Source organism: Rhodococcus parequi, from assembly GCF_046042785.1.
Lineage (GTDB): Bacteria > Actinomycetota > Actinomycetes > Mycobacteriales > Mycobacteriaceae > Prescottella > Prescottella parequi.
Genome location: NZ_JBDLNV010000002.1, coordinates 376408 through 392591 on the forward strand (window position 1 = coordinate 376408; position 16184 = coordinate 392591).

The 16184-nt window shown below is 68.1% G+C and carries 17 protein-coding genes and 1 pseudogene; 9 read left to right on the forward strand and 9 right to left on the reverse strand.

Going from position 1 to position 16184, the window contains the following annotated elements; genetic code table 11:
* Window positions 1-107 precede the first annotated feature (107 nt).
* Entirely contained in the window at window positions 108-548 is a 441-nt protein-coding gene (locus ABEU20_RS05860; protein WP_420163462.1) for a DUF7832 domain-containing protein, read from the forward strand.
* 34 nt (window positions 549-582) lie between these two features.
* On the opposite strand, the gene ABEU20_RS05865 is transcribed toward ABEU20_RS05860, so the two are convergent.
* The gene (locus tag ABEU20_RS05865) at window positions 583-1836 is read right to left on the reverse strand and encodes an MFS transporter (RefSeq protein WP_420163463.1); all 1254 of its coding nucleotides are present in this window, start codon (window positions 1834-1836) and stop codon (window positions 583-585) included.
* 125 nt (window positions 1837-1961) lie between these two features.
* On the opposite strand from ABEU20_RS05865, the gene ABEU20_RS05870 reads away from it, so the two are divergent.
* A complete protein-coding gene (locus ABEU20_RS05870; protein ID WP_420163464.1) occupies window positions 1962-2903 on the forward strand; it encodes a LysR family transcriptional regulator in 942 nt (313 codons plus the stop codon).
* Window positions 2904-2999: 96 nt separating this feature from the next.
* On the opposite strand, the pseudogene ABEU20_RS05875 reads toward ABEU20_RS05870, so the two are convergent.
* A pseudogene (locus ABEU20_RS05875) lies at window positions 3000-4332 on the reverse strand (DUF222 domain-containing protein).
* A 216-nt stretch (window positions 4333-4548) separates the two neighbouring features.
* Entirely contained in the window at window positions 4549-4908 is a 360-nt protein-coding gene (locus ABEU20_RS05880) for a hypothetical protein (RefSeq protein WP_420163465.1), read from the reverse strand.
* 21 nt (window positions 4909-4929) lie between these two features.
* Here ABEU20_RS05880 and ABEU20_RS05885 point away from each other — a divergent pair, with 21 nt between their 5' ends.
* Window positions 4930-5457, forward strand: a complete 528-nt coding sequence (locus ABEU20_RS05885) for a fimbrillin family protein (RefSeq protein ID WP_420163466.1) — start codon at window positions 4930-4932, stop codon at window positions 5455-5457.
* A 452-nt stretch (window positions 5458-5909) separates the two neighbouring features.
* On the opposite strand, the gene ABEU20_RS05890 is transcribed toward ABEU20_RS05885, so the two are convergent.
* Entirely contained in the window at window positions 5910-6491 is a 582-nt protein-coding gene (locus ABEU20_RS05890) for a ribonuclease H family protein (RefSeq protein ID WP_420163467.1), read from the reverse strand.
* Window positions 6492-6564: 73 nt separating this feature from the next.
* On the opposite strand from ABEU20_RS05890, the gene ABEU20_RS05895 reads away from it, so the two are divergent.
* Entirely contained in the window at window positions 6565-7497 is a 933-nt protein-coding gene (locus ABEU20_RS05895; RefSeq protein WP_420163468.1) for a DNA-3-methyladenine glycosylase family protein, read from the forward strand.
* A 21-nt stretch (window positions 7498-7518) separates the two neighbouring features.
* On the opposite strand, the gene ABEU20_RS05900 is transcribed toward ABEU20_RS05895, so the two are convergent.
* Genes ABEU20_RS05900 through ABEU20_RS05910 form a run of 3 tightly spaced genes read right to left on the reverse strand, consistent with a single transcriptional unit; the run spans window position 7519 to window position 10515 of the window.
* Window positions 7519-8316 carry an SDR family NAD(P)-dependent oxidoreductase gene (locus tag ABEU20_RS05900; RefSeq protein WP_420163469.1) on the reverse strand — a complete coding sequence of 266 codons (798 nt, stop codon included), beginning with the start codon at window positions 8314-8316 and terminating at the stop codon, window positions 7519-7521.
* Window positions 8309-9352, reverse strand: coding sequence for a 2,3-butanediol dehydrogenase (locus tag ABEU20_RS05905; protein WP_420163470.1), 1044 nt, complete (start codon window positions 9350-9352; stop codon window positions 8309-8311). The genes ABEU20_RS05900 and ABEU20_RS05905 overlap by 8 nt, the downstream gene beginning before the upstream one ends.
* Window positions 9349-10515, reverse strand: a complete 1167-nt coding sequence (locus ABEU20_RS05910; RefSeq protein ID WP_420163471.1) for an LLM class flavin-dependent oxidoreductase — start codon at window positions 10513-10515, stop codon at window positions 9349-9351. Before ABEU20_RS05910 ends, ABEU20_RS05905 begins: the two co-directional genes overlap by 4 nt.
* Before the next feature lie 146 nt (window positions 10516-10661).
* On the opposite strand from ABEU20_RS05910, the gene ABEU20_RS05915 reads away from it, so the two are divergent.
* The gene (locus ABEU20_RS05915) at window positions 10662-11444 is read left to right on the forward strand and encodes a helix-turn-helix transcriptional regulator (RefSeq protein WP_420163472.1); all 783 of its coding nucleotides are present in this window, start codon (window positions 10662-10664) and stop codon (window positions 11442-11444) included.
* Here the strand turns inward: ABEU20_RS05915 and fabG are convergent.
* The gene (gene fabG / locus ABEU20_RS05920; RefSeq protein WP_420163473.1) at window positions 11417-12178 is read right to left on the reverse strand and encodes a 3-oxoacyl-ACP reductase FabG; all 762 of its coding nucleotides are present in this window, start codon (window positions 12176-12178) and stop codon (window positions 11417-11419) included. The genes ABEU20_RS05915 and fabG overlap by 28 nt on opposite strands.
* A 58-nt stretch (window positions 12179-12236) precedes the next feature.
* Window positions 12237-12686, reverse strand: a complete 450-nt coding sequence (locus ABEU20_RS05925) for a hypothetical protein (RefSeq protein ID WP_420163474.1) — start codon at window positions 12684-12686, stop codon at window positions 12237-12239.
* 87 nt (window positions 12687-12773) lie between these two features.
* Between ABEU20_RS05925 and ABEU20_RS05930 the strand changes: the two genes are divergently transcribed.
* From ABEU20_RS05930 to ABEU20_RS05945, 4 genes are all read left to right on the forward strand, one after another.
* Window positions 12774-13295 (forward strand): hypothetical protein, encoded by a 522-nt coding sequence (locus ABEU20_RS05930; RefSeq protein ID WP_420163475.1) that lies wholly within the window; start codon window positions 12774-12776, stop codon window positions 13293-13295.
* A 169-nt stretch (window positions 13296-13464) separates the two neighbouring features.
* A complete protein-coding gene (locus ABEU20_RS05935; protein WP_420163476.1) occupies window positions 13465-14901 on the forward strand; it encodes a coniferyl aldehyde dehydrogenase in 1437 nt (478 codons plus the stop codon).
* A gap of 67 nt (window positions 14902-14968) precedes the next feature.
* Complete coding sequence (locus tag ABEU20_RS05940; RefSeq protein ID WP_420163477.1) at window positions 14969-15421, forward strand: nuclear transport factor 2 family protein; 453 nt, start codon at window positions 14969-14971, stop codon at window positions 15419-15421.
* A gap of 180 nt (window positions 15422-15601) precedes the next feature.
* Window positions 15602-16117: a nuclear transport factor 2 family protein gene (locus tag ABEU20_RS05945; RefSeq protein ID WP_420163478.1), complete on the forward strand. Its 516-nt coding sequence runs from the start codon at window positions 15602-15604 to the stop codon at window positions 16115-16117.
* Window positions 16118-16184: the final 67 nt, after the last annotated feature.

The window sequence follows — 16184 nt, forward strand, 5'->3', positions numbered from 1 at the left end:
CTCGACATGATCCACCCGGTCGCCGCAACTCTCCGCGCGAGGCGTTGCGGCGACCGGTCGCCTGTTCGGCTCCCGCCGCACAGCCCGAAATCGAAGGAAATCGATCCTTGACGCAGTACGACGACGCCGACTGGCACTACGGCGGCGACTTCCCGGACGACCTGCCGCACACAGCGGGCGGCACCCACATCGGCATGTTCGTGGCGTGGTGCCTGTTGACCGGCTTCGGCAGTGAGGGCGTCGAGGATGCACTCGAACCGCTCGAGACACGGGAGACGACACCCGGCGCATTCCTGATGGACGTGCTCGACGAGCGGTTCGTCAGCGACGACCTCACCGCCGACGGCAATGCCTTCGCCGTCGCCTACTACGCGGGGCGCAGCGACGACTCCCGCTACCTCGACGACTACCGCGACGAGTTCGACACCACCGCCGAGGACATGTACCGGGTGGACGACACCTGGGAGACGTACGACCGGATCGCCGACCGGATCGGCGACCGCTTCCACGCATGGATGGACAGCGGACGGCCGCAGTTCGTCGGGTAGCGGTCCGACCCGCAACCGTCGTCGCGCCGAGCCCTCAGGACGACGCGACGGGCACCCGACGTCCACGAGCGGCGACCTCGTTCTCGAAATGCTGCTTCCCGGGGAGCAGGAACGGAGTCACCAGGAGTAGGGCGCCCGCGATTCCGATGGCGATGCGGGCGTCCGTGATCGCTGCGCACAGCCCCCACAGGCCGGTCAGAACGGCGATGGCCCCGGTACCGGTGACGTTCCAGGCAACCATCACCCGCCCGATGCGGTCCACCGGTACCCGTTCCAATCTCGCGGTTGCGAACAGCGGATTGAACACTCCCATACAGGTGATGAGTGCCAGTTCGACGACGATGACGAACACGACACCCGCGGGCCCCGGCATCGCCAGGACCAGCCACACCGGCCACACCGCGCGCAGGGCACCGGATACCAGGAGGACGCGGCCCCGCCCGTACCTGGCGGCCAGACCGGTAGCGAGCCGGGCACCGACGAAGCCGCCGATACACGGCAATCCGAAAGCGATCCCGTACTGCCATGCCTCCCAACCCATGTCATCGAGCAGTAGGACTGCAATCAGCGGTTCCGTGGCCATGATGAGCGCGTTGACGGCCACTGTGTTCCAGAACAGCCGGAGCAACGGTCGGTCGGCGCTGATGAATTTCCATCCCTCGGTCACGTCCGATACCCGGAACTTCACCGACTTCACACCGGGCCCGACATGTTCCGGGTCGCGGATCATCCCGAGGCTCAGCGCCGAGAGGAGGAATCCCGTGGCGTTGGCGATCACCGTGACGACGGGGCCGAGAACACTGATGGCTCCGCCGCCCAGGGTGGGTCCGACCGCGGTGGCGGTCCACGTGGTCGACTCGAGCCTGCCATTCGCCACCAACAGATGGTCCGGGCGCACGATCTGCTTCAGGTAGGCACCACTCGCGGCGGTGAAAGCGATATTCGAAGCAGTACTGACGATCGAAACTGCCAGCAGCTGTGCATAGGTCAACATGCTCAGCGCATAGGCCAGCGGGACGGTGAGCAGGACCCCGCACCGGACGACGTCGGCGGCGATCATCACGGGTTTCTTGCGGTGGGCCTCGACCCATGGCCCGAGCGGCACAGCCAGTACAGCCCCCACCAGTAGCCCCACCGCCGCCAGGACGGACACCCCGAGGGCGCCCACGTCGAGGACCAGTATGGCGATCAGGGGGAACGCGCCGAAGCCCAGCCAAGTCCCCGCAGTGGACGCCGCGAACGCCGCCCACAACCATCCGAACGAGCGCCCGAGATTCGGTCGCGCCATGTGAAAACCCCTCCCCCGCAACGGAACATCGACAGCGGGTATTCGACCAACCCTTACCGATCAGTCGCAAACAACCACCAAGGCTGCGAGCCACAACCGCGAGTTGTATCCGTAGGCTCTGAAGGGTGGACATCGAAGCCGTGCGCACGTTCGTCGCTGTCGCCGAGACCGGACAGTTCCAGGAAGCCGCTGTGGATCTGCGCATCACCCAGCAGGCCGTGTCCAAACGGATCGCTAATTTGGAACGCGCCCTCGGAGTGACGCTGTTCGTACGGACAGCGCGCGGGGCGGCGCTCTCGCTGGACGGCCGAGCATTTCTTCCGCATGGTCGCGAAGTCCTGCGGGTGATCGACCGCGCGACGGCGTCCGTCCGTCCCGGCGAACGTAGGTTGCGCGTGGACGTCCCGAACCGACGAATCGCCCCGGCCCTCGCCTTGCGCAACTTTCACCAAGCCTGTCCGGGCATGGAACTCGATGTGGTGGCACTACCAGACACCGACGTGACCGCGGCGATCGATGCCGTACTCGCCGGATCGATCGATGCGACCTTCCGCTCCGTGCCGGTGCCCCCACGAAAGCTGCCCGAATCTGTCGCCGTGGAACGGATACTCGACGACCCACTCCAACTACTAGTGGGACCGGATCATGCACTCGCCGGGGCGCCGCGACTGCACCCAGAGGGCCTGAACGGTCATCGCATCTGGATCCCCGGAATCAAACCGGGCACCGAGTGGGCATCGTTCTACGACGAGCTCGGGGAGGAGTTCGATCTGTCCATCGATGCTGTCGGGCCCGACTTCGGAGCTGAGGCGCTGATGGACTCGCTCGCGGACTCTCCCACCGTGGCGACCCTCGTAGGGGCCGGTGATCGATACGTCTGGCCCGTCACACACGGCCTGCGGCGCATCCCGATCACGGATCCGACCCCGGTCTACCCGCATTCACTCGTCTATCGGAACGGAAACTCACATCCAGCCTTGGCCACGTTGCGCCGCTACCTAGGCGCCTCTCGCGTCATCCCACCGGGACGACTTTGGACACCGAGTTGGGCTACATGGACCAAGTGACGAGCACGCCCGCCGACCACTCGGAGCAGCGCGAACTCCGACGCGGTTTCCTCACCGGCGCGGCCGCCGGGGCGATCGGGCCGCGAGAGCATCACGTCATGCGGCCTGTGGTCCCGCCCGATTGTGGGCGGGAATGAGTTTCTTGTACGGGTCGACCGAACTGGGTGGGGTGAACCTGGGGGTACCCCCTGCACGAAGTGCTTGGGGGCGGGTGATGGTCGGCGCCGATCTGCACTTGCCAGTGACTGTGGTGGAGGAGGCGGTGGTGGTAGCGGCAGAGTAGGACAAGGTTGTCGAGGTCGGTGGGTCCGCCATCTGCCCAGTGCTTCACGTGGTGGCCTTCGCAGTGGGCGGGTGGCGCTCCGCAGCCGGGGAAGGCGCAGCCGTGATCGCGCGCGATCAACGCGCGGCGTTGCTTCTTGGAGACGGTTCTGCTGGTGCGGCCGAGGTCGATGGGTGCGCCGTCCTGCATCACTATCGGGGTGAGATGGCAGTCGCACGCGAGTCGACGGGCGGTGGCGATGGTGAGCGGCCCCAAGTGCGGCATGCGCGCAACATCCCTCTCGCCGAACAGGTCCGGCTCACCATCCGGATGAGCCGACTCGTGATCCGACTCGCTGCGCGCAAGGTCGGCGGCGTTCACATGCAGGGACAGGTGGGGCCGTTCGCCACCCTCCACCGGCCCCTCGCCGGACTCGAGGTAGCGGCGCAGGATCTCGGCGAACGCGTCCGCGCGCTTCTGCGCCGGGGTGCGCGAGCCGGCGGGGTCGTCGACCGGATTCCTCGGCTTGGTCAAGGCAGACAACGCCGTCAACAGCATCTCGCCGGTCACGGCATCGAGATCCCCCTTCACGGCGACGCGTCCGTTCAGGGTTTTCGAAGCGTGGAATTCGTTCCGTTCGACGTCCTCGCTGGGCGGGAGTTCGTCGGACTCGAAGATCCGCTCGAGCCTCGCAATGCAGGTACGCACGGTCATCGTGGTCGCGGCAGGCCCAGTAGCTGTGTCCAGCAACACTTTCCGGCACGAACCCAACGCCTCGTTCGGCATGCCGCGCGGTGGGGTTTCACAGAACTTCCCGATCAATGCCGCATGCTCCGCCGAGACGGCGCCCTCGTTGAAGGCGTCGGCAATCTCGGGTTGCCGGCTCAGCATCCTGCCCAACGCGAGGATCCGTGCCGCGGCCGGTACCTCCAACAACGTGTTCGCCGCCAGCCATTGCTTGACGCTCCGGAACCCGAGGACGTCGAACGAGACTGCGCGCTCGTTGATTTCGGCGACCGCGACGGCCCGAAGAGTCTCCAAGCGCTCGATCTCGCGGCTGAAGTCGATCGCCGACCGCAACAGGTCGAGTTCGGCCAGTCGACGTACCTCGGCGGGTCGCAGCACGGTGGCTGCGGTGCCTGAATTGTTGAGTCCCCCCGGATTCATGGTCCCAGCTTACTTCGAACATATGTGCGAGTCAATGGATTTCTCCCGCGTCAGCACATTGCGGCGCCCCGACACGGGCAGCACTTGACCATGCCGACAGAGGACTCACTGCACCCACAACTCGGACTAAAGCCTCCGACGTGAGCACGCCGACCACACGCCGGCCGGCCGGGGACGGCTATGTCATTTCAGCTGGTGGACAGCGGGTTTGACGATTCACCACATCGACAGTTGATCGTCGCCGTTCCCGGACCGGCGTCGCCGTTTCGGCTTCCCGGGCGGCTCAGCAACGGCCTCCCCGACAAGGATCCCGGCACGCCGGGCGCGCTCGAGTTCGGGGCGCGGATCCACTCCGGCGGCCGCCGCGATCGCGGTTTTCACCCGGGTGCGGTGTGCGAGCTCGGTGCGGCCGGCATCGGTATCTCGGGCGACCCACGCCTGCTGCCACGCTTCCGAGCCCGGCGGCGGCGCTCCCAGCACGGCGTCGGTTGCCCGCTCGAGCAGCACGTCGATCTTCTCCGCGACCGCCTCGGCGGCCTCGGCGATCGACTCGGGTGGCACTTCCCTCGCGCCCATACCGCAGTGTAGGACGCCGGTGTGACCGTGGCCCCGCTGACGCGCGTCATTCGACGGATCGCACACAGACTGGGCACGGACACCGAGCCGGGACTTGCCGGGACGCCGTGCTATCCATGGCTTGTGAAATTCCTGGTTACGGGTGCCGTCGGTGCTGCTGTGCTGGTCCTGTCGGCCTGCTCCGGTTCGTCGGGCCCGAACGCCGAGCCAGGAACTTCACCCGAGCCGCCATTACCGTCCGCCACCACCACAGCGGTCGACGAACGATCACAGACCGGCACGTGGGTTCGTGTCGCCGATTGGAGCAGCGTGAGCGGCCTCACCGGTCAAGCGCTGTACGACAAGATGTGCACCTTGGAGTCTGAAATCTCCGATTGGATGGGCGACCCCGTGCGCACGAGACGTGTCGGCGAGTTCGATCGCGAGCAGTTCGCGCGGGAGCGGGTGGAGAAGATGCGTTCGGATTCCTCCTGGCAGACGACTTTCTCGCCGACGAACCAGGAACTGATGGTCAAGGCAGTGCTCTCCGCAGGACGAGAATCCTGCTGACCGGCGATTGCGGCGTCGCTCGGGTCCGTTCGTCTGCGCGCGTACCGCCGACGACGTCGAAAAGCTGCCGGCGCATCGACTCGGGATTGGTTCCAGCGACCGGACTGGAATAACCCCGCCGCTGTCGCCGTTGAGGTGGCTGGATCGGTTGCGTTCCGTGTCCCCCGGGCTCAAACCCTTGCCCTCGCAGAGTTCCGTACGGCTGGAGCTGCGTTGCGCCTATCGCCGAGAGGCGACCGAACGCATCCGATCCCTCCTCATGGCCAGGCGACCCAGGGCGAAGACCCCAGGCGAGGCCCGCGGCCTGGCCGGCACTGACGATGCTCGACAGTACGCTCGCGACTCGCCCCCGCAATTTGCACATGCCTTGCAAACGGCGAGCGAATTGCGGGAACGCCAACTCACTCCTCGACGCAAGACAGGCCGAGAGTGAGTGGCGCGAACGGGTGCACTCAGAACAACGTGAGCAGGGGCTCCGGCTCCGGCTGCCGCACCGGAGCGGCAGCGGGTGCCGGGCTGGCGGCGGCAGGGGCCGGGGCGGCGGCCGGGGGGATCGGCGACTGTCGGGGACCGAGGCCGGCCCACGGGCGTGCCTTCTCTGGCGTCGAGGCAACGGCGCGCGCGGCCTCCCCCGCGAGCTTGTCCGCGATTTCGTTGTAGTGGTTGCCGACGTGGCCACGGACCCAGCGGAACCGCACCGGGCCGGACCGCTCGGTGATCGCGCGGTCGATGTCCTGCACCAGCTCGAGGTTCTTGACCGGTCCGCCCGACGCGGTCTTCCAACCTTTACGCTTCCAGCCGGGCAGCCACTCGGACGCGCATTTGATGGCGTACTGGGAGTCGGACTCGATGAGCAGCGGCTCGGCGCCGGGATGGGCAACGATCGCCTCGACCAGCGCCCACAGTTCTGCGATCTGGTTGGTGCCGGACACCGCACCGCCCGATCGGCTCGGACCGTCGTGATCGACCCACGCCCACCCGATGGCGCCACCGGGATTCTTCAGACACGAACCGTCGGTACTCACGATGATCATGGCTTCGGACAATACGTTGCCGCCCCGACGGCCGGCGGTCAGGTCCCGGCCGGGCGGCGATAAGCTGCCGAGGATGACCGATACGGCCTCCGAAGTGCAGTTCGAGGTGTCGACGCGACGTCCGGTGGACCTCGCGTCGACGCTGTCGCCGCTGCGCCGCGGACGCTTCGACCCGTGCCATCGTCGCGAGCCGGACGGCGCCGTGTGGCGCACGTCGCTCCTGCCGTCGGGCGCGGTCACGTATCGGCTCCGGCAACACACTCCGAGCGTCGTCGACGCCCGCGCGTGGGGGCCGGGGGCCGCGGAACTCGAGACCTACCTACCGGGCCTCGTCGGTGACGACGACGCCGATCGATCGGACGACTTCGCGCCGGCGCACCCGAAACTGGCCGACGCGCATCGGCGCTTCCCGAACCTGCGGATCGTCCGGACCTCGCGTGTCATGGAGTCCCTCGTACCCGCGATCCTCGAACAGCGGGTGCACACGGTCGCCGCGCACATGTCGTGGCGTCGCCTGGTCACCAAGTTCGGCACGCCCGCGCCCGGGCCTGCCCCCGACGGCATGCGGGTGCCGCCGAGCGCGGAGGTGTGGCGGCGGATCCCGTCGTGGGAGTTCCATCGCGCCAACGTCGACCCCCAGCGCGCGAAAACCGTCGTCGCCTGCGCCCGCGTCGCCGAGCGTCTGGAGGAGATCGTCGGCCTGGACCGGCTCGACGCGTACCGGCGGCTGCGCGCCGTCCCCGGCGTGGGGCTGTGGACCGCCGCGGAGGTGGCGCAGCGCGCGCTCGGTGACGCCGACGCCCTGTCCGTCGGCGACTTCCATCTCGCGTCGATCGTCGGGTGGTCGCTGCTGGGCCGCCCCCTCGACGACGAGGGCATGGTCGACTACCTCGCCGACCTCCGCCCGCACCGCTACCGGGCGATCCGGCTGCTCGAGATCAGCGGGCAGGCTCGCAAACCCAAGTTCGGGCCACGGACGCCACTCGTCGACCACACCTGGCACTGAGCGCAGCGCCGGCGCTGCCGCCTAGCCGACGAGTTTCATCACGTCCGGGTAGTTGGAGATCTGCCAGCCGCCGTCGACCATGAGACTCGCCCCGGTGATGTAGGAGGCGTCGTCGCTCGCGAGGTACAGGCACGGCGCGGCAATTTCCTCGGGTGTCGCGGGGCGCGCCAGCGGGATCCTCTCGAGGAAGCCGTTCAGCAGCGGCTCCCAGCCGGTGACGCCGGCGACGAGCGGGGTGTCGACGAGCCCCGGCAACACGGCGTTGACACGGATGCCGTGCTGCGAGAGCTCGAGTGCGGCGTTCTTGCTGAACATCTCGACGCCGGCCTTGCCCGTCACGTACGGGCTGCCACCGGTCATCGGCATGCGGGCGTTGAAGGACGCGATGTTCACGATCGCGCAGCCGCGTTCGTTCGCCACCATGTGCCGCGCCTCGTGCTTGGTGCAGAGGAAGACGCCCTTCTGCACGAGGTCCACGGTGAAGTCCCAGTCGGCCTCGTCGAGGTCGAGGATCATGCCGCCCCGTGCGGCGCCGGCCACGTTGAACGCCAGGTCCAGGGCACCGAAGCGCTCCACGGCAACGGCGACGGCTGCCGCGACCTCGTTCTCGACGGTCACGTCGGCGACGGCGCCGACGAACCGCTCACCGAGTTCCTTCTCCAGCACGGCGAGTGCGTCGGCAGCGATGTCGATACCGACGACGGAGGCGCCCTCGCCGATCAGTCGCTTCGCCACTGCAGCACCGATTCCCGACGCCGCACCGGTGACGACGGCGACTCGGCCGGCGAAACGCTCGCCATCGAATGTGTTGTCAGACATGGGACACCTCCACGAGAACTTTCATACGGCGCCCCTCGGACGCCGCCTGGACACCGTCGACCACGTCCGCGAGCGGGACGCGCTCCACCCACCCGTCGAGCGGATAGGACCCTGCCGCCATGCGATCGATGACGGAGGCGAACTCTCTGCGCGAGTATGCGAGTGACGACATCAGCCGCATCTCGCCGAACATCAGCGCGTACGTCTCGAGCGGCACCTGCTCCTTGTACGTCGCGAGCAGGACCACCGTGCCCCGCGTCCGCACGGCCCCGAGCGCGGTCCGCACCGCAGCCCCGACGCCGGCGCACTCGAACACGACGTCCGCGCCGGATCCGTCGGTGCGATCCTGCACCGCGGCAACGAGATCGGTCTCGGCCGGATCGATGACATCGAGGCCCAGCGCGGTCGCGACGGCGCGCCTCGTCTCGGACGGCTCACTGAGCAGGACCCGGTCCACGCCGTCCGCACACAGATTGAGTGCGGTCGCGATGCCGATGGGCCCGGCCCCGAGGATCAGGGCGAAGTCCGTGTGCCGGGCCCCGGACAGGTGCACGGCGTGCAGCGCGACGGCCAGCGGTTCGACGACCGCGGCCTGCTCGAGCGAGACGCCGTCGGGCAGCACGTGGACGTTCTCCGCGGGCACCGCGGTGCGCTCGGCGAGTCCGCCGCCGGGAGCGTTGATCCCGTGGAAGGCCGCCGACGTGCACAGGTGCTCGTGTCCGTCGCGGCACCGGGCGCACGTCCCGCAGTGGTAGTTGGGCTGCACCGCGACCCGGTCGCCCACGGCGACGTCGGCGACACCGGCACCCACCGCACGCACCACCCCGGAGAACTCGTGGCCGAGAATCTGCGGACCGCACGCCCCGGTCAGCGGATGCGGGTGTTCGGAGATCCCGAACGAGTGGATCATGCCGAGGTCGGATCCGCAGATCCCGTTGAACGCCACGTCGATCAGGACGTACCCGTCCGGCAGCTCCGGCTCCGGCACGTCCTCGACCCGCAGGTCGTCGATGCCGTGCAGGACGGCGGCCCTCATGCCTTGGCCGCCAGTTCGTCCTCGTACTTCTTGGTCATGTGTGCGATCGCGGCATGTTGCGCCTCGTTGTACCCGTCACGCTTCTGCCCGGCGCGGGCGGCGGCGTCGAGCAGCGGCTGCGACTGCCCCTGGAAGTGCGGGGCCACCTGCTGGGCGATCAGCTCGAACGAGCGCTTCGTGGCGGCCGGGTCGGCCCAGTCGGCGTTCATGATGAGCATCGAGCCGAATCCGCCGGACTGGGCCGCGAGCTTGTCGATCAGTTCCCGCGCCTGCGCCGGGGTGCCGATGATGCCCATGCCGGAGTGGTTCATGTACTTGATCATGTCGTCCATCGCGGCCCCACCGGAGCCGAAATGCGGGAATGCGGCGACCTTTCCGAAGTAGTCGATCCATTCGCCGAGTCCGAACCGGACGTCGCGCTGTGCCTGCTCCTCGGTCTCGGCGATGTGCATCGGACACACCAGCCGCCACTGGTCGCGGTCGACGGCGGTGCCGTACTCGGCGGCGCGCTCCTCCATGATCCCGAAGTGGTGGCCGAGCGCGTCGTAGCCCTCGGGGGTGAGCGTCGCACCGATCGACAGCAGGCCGAGCCCGTGCTTGCCGGCCAGGCGCGGCCCGGTCGGCGACGCCACCCCCGCGACGACGATGTCGAAGCACGGGTGCGAGTAGGGGCGCAGCTGCAGTTGGGCGTCGACGAGGGTGTGTGTCCGGGTCGTCGCGGTCACCGACTCGCCGTTCAGCAGGCGCACGACGATGTCGAGGTTCTCGTCGAGCAGTTCGCGGCACTCGGTCGGGTTCAGCCCGATCATCGCCGAATCGGTGGGCAGTGAACCCGGTCCGACGCCGAGCATGACGCGGCCGCGGGTGAGGTGGTCGAGCAGCACCAGCCGATCGGCCACCCACAGCGGATTGTGATAGCTGAGCGAGGTCACGCCGGTGCCGAGCTTGATGCGCTTGGTGCGTTCGGCGGCCGCGGCGATGAAGATCTCGGGGCTGCCGATGATCTCGCTGCCGGCGGAATGGTGCTCACCGATCCACACCTCGTCGAAGTCGAGGCGGTCCAGGTGTTCGACGAACTCGAGGTCGCGCTGCAGGGCGACGGTGGGGTTCTGTCCGATCGCGTGGTGCGGGGCGATGAAGGCGCCGAAACGTAGCCTGCTCATGCGTGTTCTCCTCGGGAAATCACTGAAACACAGTCGTCCCCGACGCTAGAATTCGTTCCGCCCGGGCGACAGTGCACTTTGGTGGACAGTTCCCGTGAACCACTACGGCGCACGCCGTTTCGAACCGAACTGGTGGTGAACCGATTTTGTCCGACGTCTCGCTGCAGGCCGCCGACTACCAACGCGTGTTCGCGGTGCTCGACCGGTGCGCGGACGTGCGGACGGTGCCCGAGTTCCGCGCCCGGATCGCGACGGCGATGACCGACGTCTTCCCGGTCCGGGTGGCGACGTGCTTCGTCGGCGACTCGTTCGACAGCCAGTTCACCGACCCCGACGCCACGCTCGTCGGCGGCAGCGAGTGGGACCGCAAACGTCCCGTCTACCAGGAGAAGTGGGCCCGGCACGACATTTTCGCGACCCCCGAGGCGCGGCGCCGGCTCGAGCGGAACCGGGTGGCGTCGCTGGACGATCTGCAGGAGCTGCCCGCCGAGTCGGCCGCCTACGTGCGGGACTACCTGGGGGCCTGGGGCATGCGCTCGGTCAGCGCGATGCACCTGGATCTGCCCGGCCGGGCGCGGGCGCTCGTGGGTCTCTTCGACGGCGACGACAACGCGCTCGGCGCCAGGGACATGGCCGCGCTCCGGCTACTGGCCCGGCACCTGTCGGCGCTCACCCGCAGCCTCGGCACCGCCCCCGGACGTGACCTGCTCGCGACGCTCACCGAGCGGCAGCACGAGGTCGCGACACTGGTCGCGGACGGGCTGAGCAACGCGGCGATCGCCCGCCGGCTCACCCTCACCGAGGACACCGTGAAGAAGTATGTCAGCCGCATCCTCGCGGCCACCGGATGCGCGTCCCGCACCCAGTTGGCCCTCGAGGTCCAGCGGCAGTCCGTGCAGCGTCAGGCCTTCGGGCCGCCGGCCACGTAGATCACCTGTCCCGAGACGAAACCCGCGCCCTCACTGATCAGGAACGACGCGGTGTGCGCGATGTCGTCGGGCAGCCCCACCCGGCGCACCGGCGTCTCCGCGGCCGCCGCGGCCATGAAGTCGTCGAACGGGACCCCGAGGCGTTCGGCGGTGGCCGCCGTCATCTCCGTCGCGATGAATCCGGGGGCGATGGCGTTGGCGGTGACGCCGAACGGGCCCAGCTCCAGCGCCAGGGTCTTCGTCAGTCCCTGCATGCCGGCCTTCGCGGCCGAGTAGTTCACCTGGCCGCGGTTGCCGAGTGCCGAGATGCTCGACAGGTTGACGATGCGTCCCCACTTCTGTTCGACCATGTACTTCTGGGCGGCGCGAGTGAGGAGGAAGGCACCGCGCAGGTGCACGTTCATCACGGCGTCCCAGTCGGCGACGGACATCTTGAACAGCAGGTTGTCCCGGGTGATTCCGGCGTTGTTCACGACGACGGTGGGCGCACCCAGCTCGGCGGCGATCCGGTCGACGGCGGCCGCCACGGACGTCTCGTCGGAGACGTCGGCGCCCACCGCGAGCGCGCGTCCCCCGGCATCCCGGATCGCGGAGACCGTCTCGCCGCACGAGGATTCGTCGAGGTCGAGGACCGCGACGGCGAGGCCGTCCGACGCGAGGCGCTTCGCGATCGCGGCGCCGATTCCGCGGGCCGCTCCCGAGACCACCGCCACCCGCTGGTTGCCGTCCGTCATGTGCCGCTCCTCCCACTGCCCGGTGTCGTCCGTCGGTGAGGCTACGCGGGACGCGGCGTCAGGACAGGGAGACCGGGGAGATGGTGGCGACGATCCGGTCGATCGCGCCGTCCTCGAAGGCGAAGCTCTCGACGATCTCGACGGTCATCAAGCGCTGCGGACCGAAGCCGGCGTCGAGCAGGTACCGGGTGTGGACGGTGTCGCCGGCCTCGCTCATCACGAGGTCGCGGACGCCCTGGATGACGCGGTACTGGACGCCGTGGTTCAGGTCGTTCGTGAGCTGCGGACCGTTGAAGCCGGTCTGCAGCCCGGCCTCGACCCTGGTGGCGTCGGGGGTGAACACGACGGCACTCGCGTCGTGGCTGACGAGCGCGTCGATGTAGGCGCGGGCCATCGCTTGGTTCGGCGAGTCGGTCGGGTTCGGTGCGGCCGACGCGGCGGCGGGAGCCACGACGGCGATCGTGGCCGCGGCGAGCAGGGACAGGGTGGACGTCTTCGCGATGCGCATGCCGCATCGTAGCTAGAACACGTTGCAGCTCGGGCGGAAAATGCGCGTGCCCGGCGATGTCGCGTCATCGGGGGTAGACAAGAAATCATGGGACGATCCGATTCCGACGACGACCGGAAGCCATCCGAGATCCGACGTGTGCGCTTTCCGCGCCGATGGAGTCAGATCGACGAGACCCGACGCGGCATCGTGCTCGCGTGGCTCGCGTTCACGGTGACCTTCGGCGGCGCCCGGCTGGTGACGTGGCTGATCCAGGTCGACTCGCGGGACTTCGGTGACGTCTCCGCCGGTGGCACGCACCTGCACCATTACCTGTGGGGGATCCTGCTGCTGGCCGGTGTCGCGATCTTCGGCATGGTCGATCGCAGCCCCCGCGCGCGCACCTGGATGGGACTGGCCCTGGGTATCGCGCTCGCTCTCATCGTCGACGAGGCCGCGTTGCTCATCACCCTGCGCGACGTCTACTGGCAGACCGAGGGCTGGCCCAGCGTCGCGATCGGTGTGGTTCTCATCGGACTGGTCGGCACCGGCCTCGTGGTCACGCGCAGCGGCGCCGCCCTCGACGACTCCGACGCGCAATCCCGCGCCGGGGACCGAAGTCCCGACTAGCGAGGACCCCCGACTCCCCCGCACGGGGTACCTCCCACCGGGACGGATCGGCCCGGTGGACCCCTTCCGGGCCCGCCACCGAAGAACACTCCCGGTGGGCGAGACGGCGTGCTGTTACCGCCGCCACAGGTCGTTAGCTTCGTGACATCGGCAACGACAGGAGTTACCCATGAGTACGGACACCGCCGCCATCACCCGCCTCCCCCAGATTCTCGAGGCCCAGAAATGTGCTGCGTCCGAACAGGGAACGCCGTCGGCCGATGTACGCCGCGCCCGCCTGCAGAAGATGATCGACCTGCTCGTGCGCTTCCACAAGCCGCTCACCGAAGCGATGGACGCGGACTTCGGCGGACGCCTGGTCGGCTACTCGATCATGAACGACATCCTCGGATCCATCACGTCGCTCAAGCACACCCGCGACTCGTTCGAGTCCTGGATGGAGGACGAGGAGCGGCCACCGTACCCGCCGTACGACCAGCTGGGCGCGAAGGCGTACGTCCAGTACCAGCCCAAGGGATCGGTCGGCATCATCGGCACGTGGAACGCGCCGCTGTTCACGCTGCTGAGCCCGCTGGCGTGCGCGCTGGGCGCGGGCAACCGCGCGATCCTCAAGCCGTCCGAGATCGTGCCGCAGACAGCGCAGGTCCTGGCCGACGCCGTCGCGGAGATGTTCGATCCCACCGAGGTCGCCGTCGTGACCGGCGGCCCGGACGTGGCCGACGCGTTCACCTCACTGCCGTTCGACCACCTGGTCTTCACCGGCAGCACCGAGGTCGGCAAGCTGGTCATGGCCAACGCCGCCAAGAATCTCGTCCCGGTCACCCTCGAGTTGGGCGGCAAGTCGCCGACGATCGTCGGCCGCAGCGCCGATCTCGACGCCGCGGCCAACAAGATCGCGATCGCGAAGGCCACCAATTCCGGGCAGATCTGCGTCTCCCCCGACGTCGTGTACGTCCCGCGGGAGCACCTCGACAGCTTCGTCGGCGCGCTCGAGAAGTCGTACGCGACCCTGCTGCCGACCATCACCGACAATCCGGATGTCGTTGCGGTCGTCAGCGATCGTCACCTCGCCCGGGTCGAGGCACTGGTCGCCGACGCACACGACCGCGGCGTGCTCATCGTCGCCACGCCGGTCGACGAGAGCGCCGAGTTCGACGGCGACCGCAAGCGCCCGCTGCGCATCGTCGTCTCGCCGCCGGCAGACTCGAAGATCATGCAGGAGGAGATCTTCGGCCCCGCGGTCATCCTGCTGCCGTACGACCAGACCGAAGACGTCATCGCCGACATCAACAGCAGACCGAAGCCGTTGGCGCTGTACTACTTCGGAACCGACCCGGCCGAGCAGCAGGCCGTGCTCACCCGCACCTTCTCCGGCGGCGTGACGGTCAACGACATCATGATGCACCCCGGCATGCACGACGCCCCGTTCGGCGGCATCGGCGCGTCCGGCATGGGCCACTACCACGGCCGTGAGGGCTTCCTCGAGTTCAGCCATGCTCGTACGGTTTTCGAGGCGCCCGAACACGATCCGCGCGCCGAGTGGGGCATGCTGCCGCCGTACGGCGAGGGCTTCCTCACCGCGATGGAGGCACAGGTCACCCCGTAGCGGCGACATTGCCGATCAGTGAGAAGCCTCCCCGCCGACCCCACCGTCGGCGGGGAGAATGCATGTCATGAGCAGTGAACTCGCAGACCGCCTGGCCCTGACCGACCTCATCGCGCAGTACGCCATCGCCGTCGATCGACGCGACGAGCCGGCACTGACCGCGCTCTTCACCGACGACGCCGAACTCGTCCAGCCGGCAGGCCTGGTCCGGCGCGGCCGCAACGCAACGCTGACGGGCAACGTCGGCATCGCCCAGGGCGTACTCGAGGCCGTCGCGCATCTCCACTCGACCCGCCACGTCGTCAACCAGCAGATCGTCTACCGCACGGGCGACACGGCTCGCGGCGAGGTCTACGGCGAGGCCCACCACGTGTACGCGACCGAGAACGGACCCCGCGACTACGTCGTGGCGATCCGCTACCAGGACGAGTACCGCAACACCGGCGGGGCGTGGCGCATCGCCCGTCGCGAACTGTCGGTCGACCTCACGTACGACATCGAGGTGAAGCTCCTGAGCTGAGCCCGCAACCGATCGACGCAGTTCAGACTCAGTTTTGCTGAGCGGAACACCCCTTCCCGGGAACCGTCCGGCCCGATATCCTCGGTCAATCGATTGGTTGGCCGAGATGTCCCCGCCGTCGGCGCTAGGCCCCGGGCCAGTCGGAAGCTCTTTCCACACCCCGAATTCGGAGGTCGAACCATGGGCACGTCTGCTACGAATCACCGATCACCGTCGCTGACACTGACACCGGCCGAGCAGCTGCTCGCGGTCGAGGAGATCAAGCAGGTGTTCGCCCGACGCCTGCGCATCATGGACACCAAGCAGTGGGATCTGTACGGCTCGGTACACACCGAGGACGTCGTCAGCGAGTCCTGGGGCGCCGGCAGCCGGGTCACCGGACGCGACCTGCTCGCAAACGCGATTCGAAACACTCTGGACGGCAACGTGTTCGTGACGAGCGTGCACCACGGTCACCAGCCCGAGATCACGATCACCTCCGACACCACCGCCACCGGCATCTGGGCCATGGAGGACGAACTGTGGTGGACCAACGGCGATGTCGAGGAACACCTCCACGGCTACGGCCACTACCACGAGGAGTACCGCAAGGTGGAGGGCAAGTGGCTCATCAGCTACCGCACCCTCACCCGCCTGCGCGAGACCGCTACGCCGCACTTCTACGACTACCGCGGAGTCGATACGCCCTCACGCTAGCTATGCTGTGTTCCAGATCACCCGAGCAATTGCTTGGTTGATAGATCGAAACCCGAGGAAAGAGGTC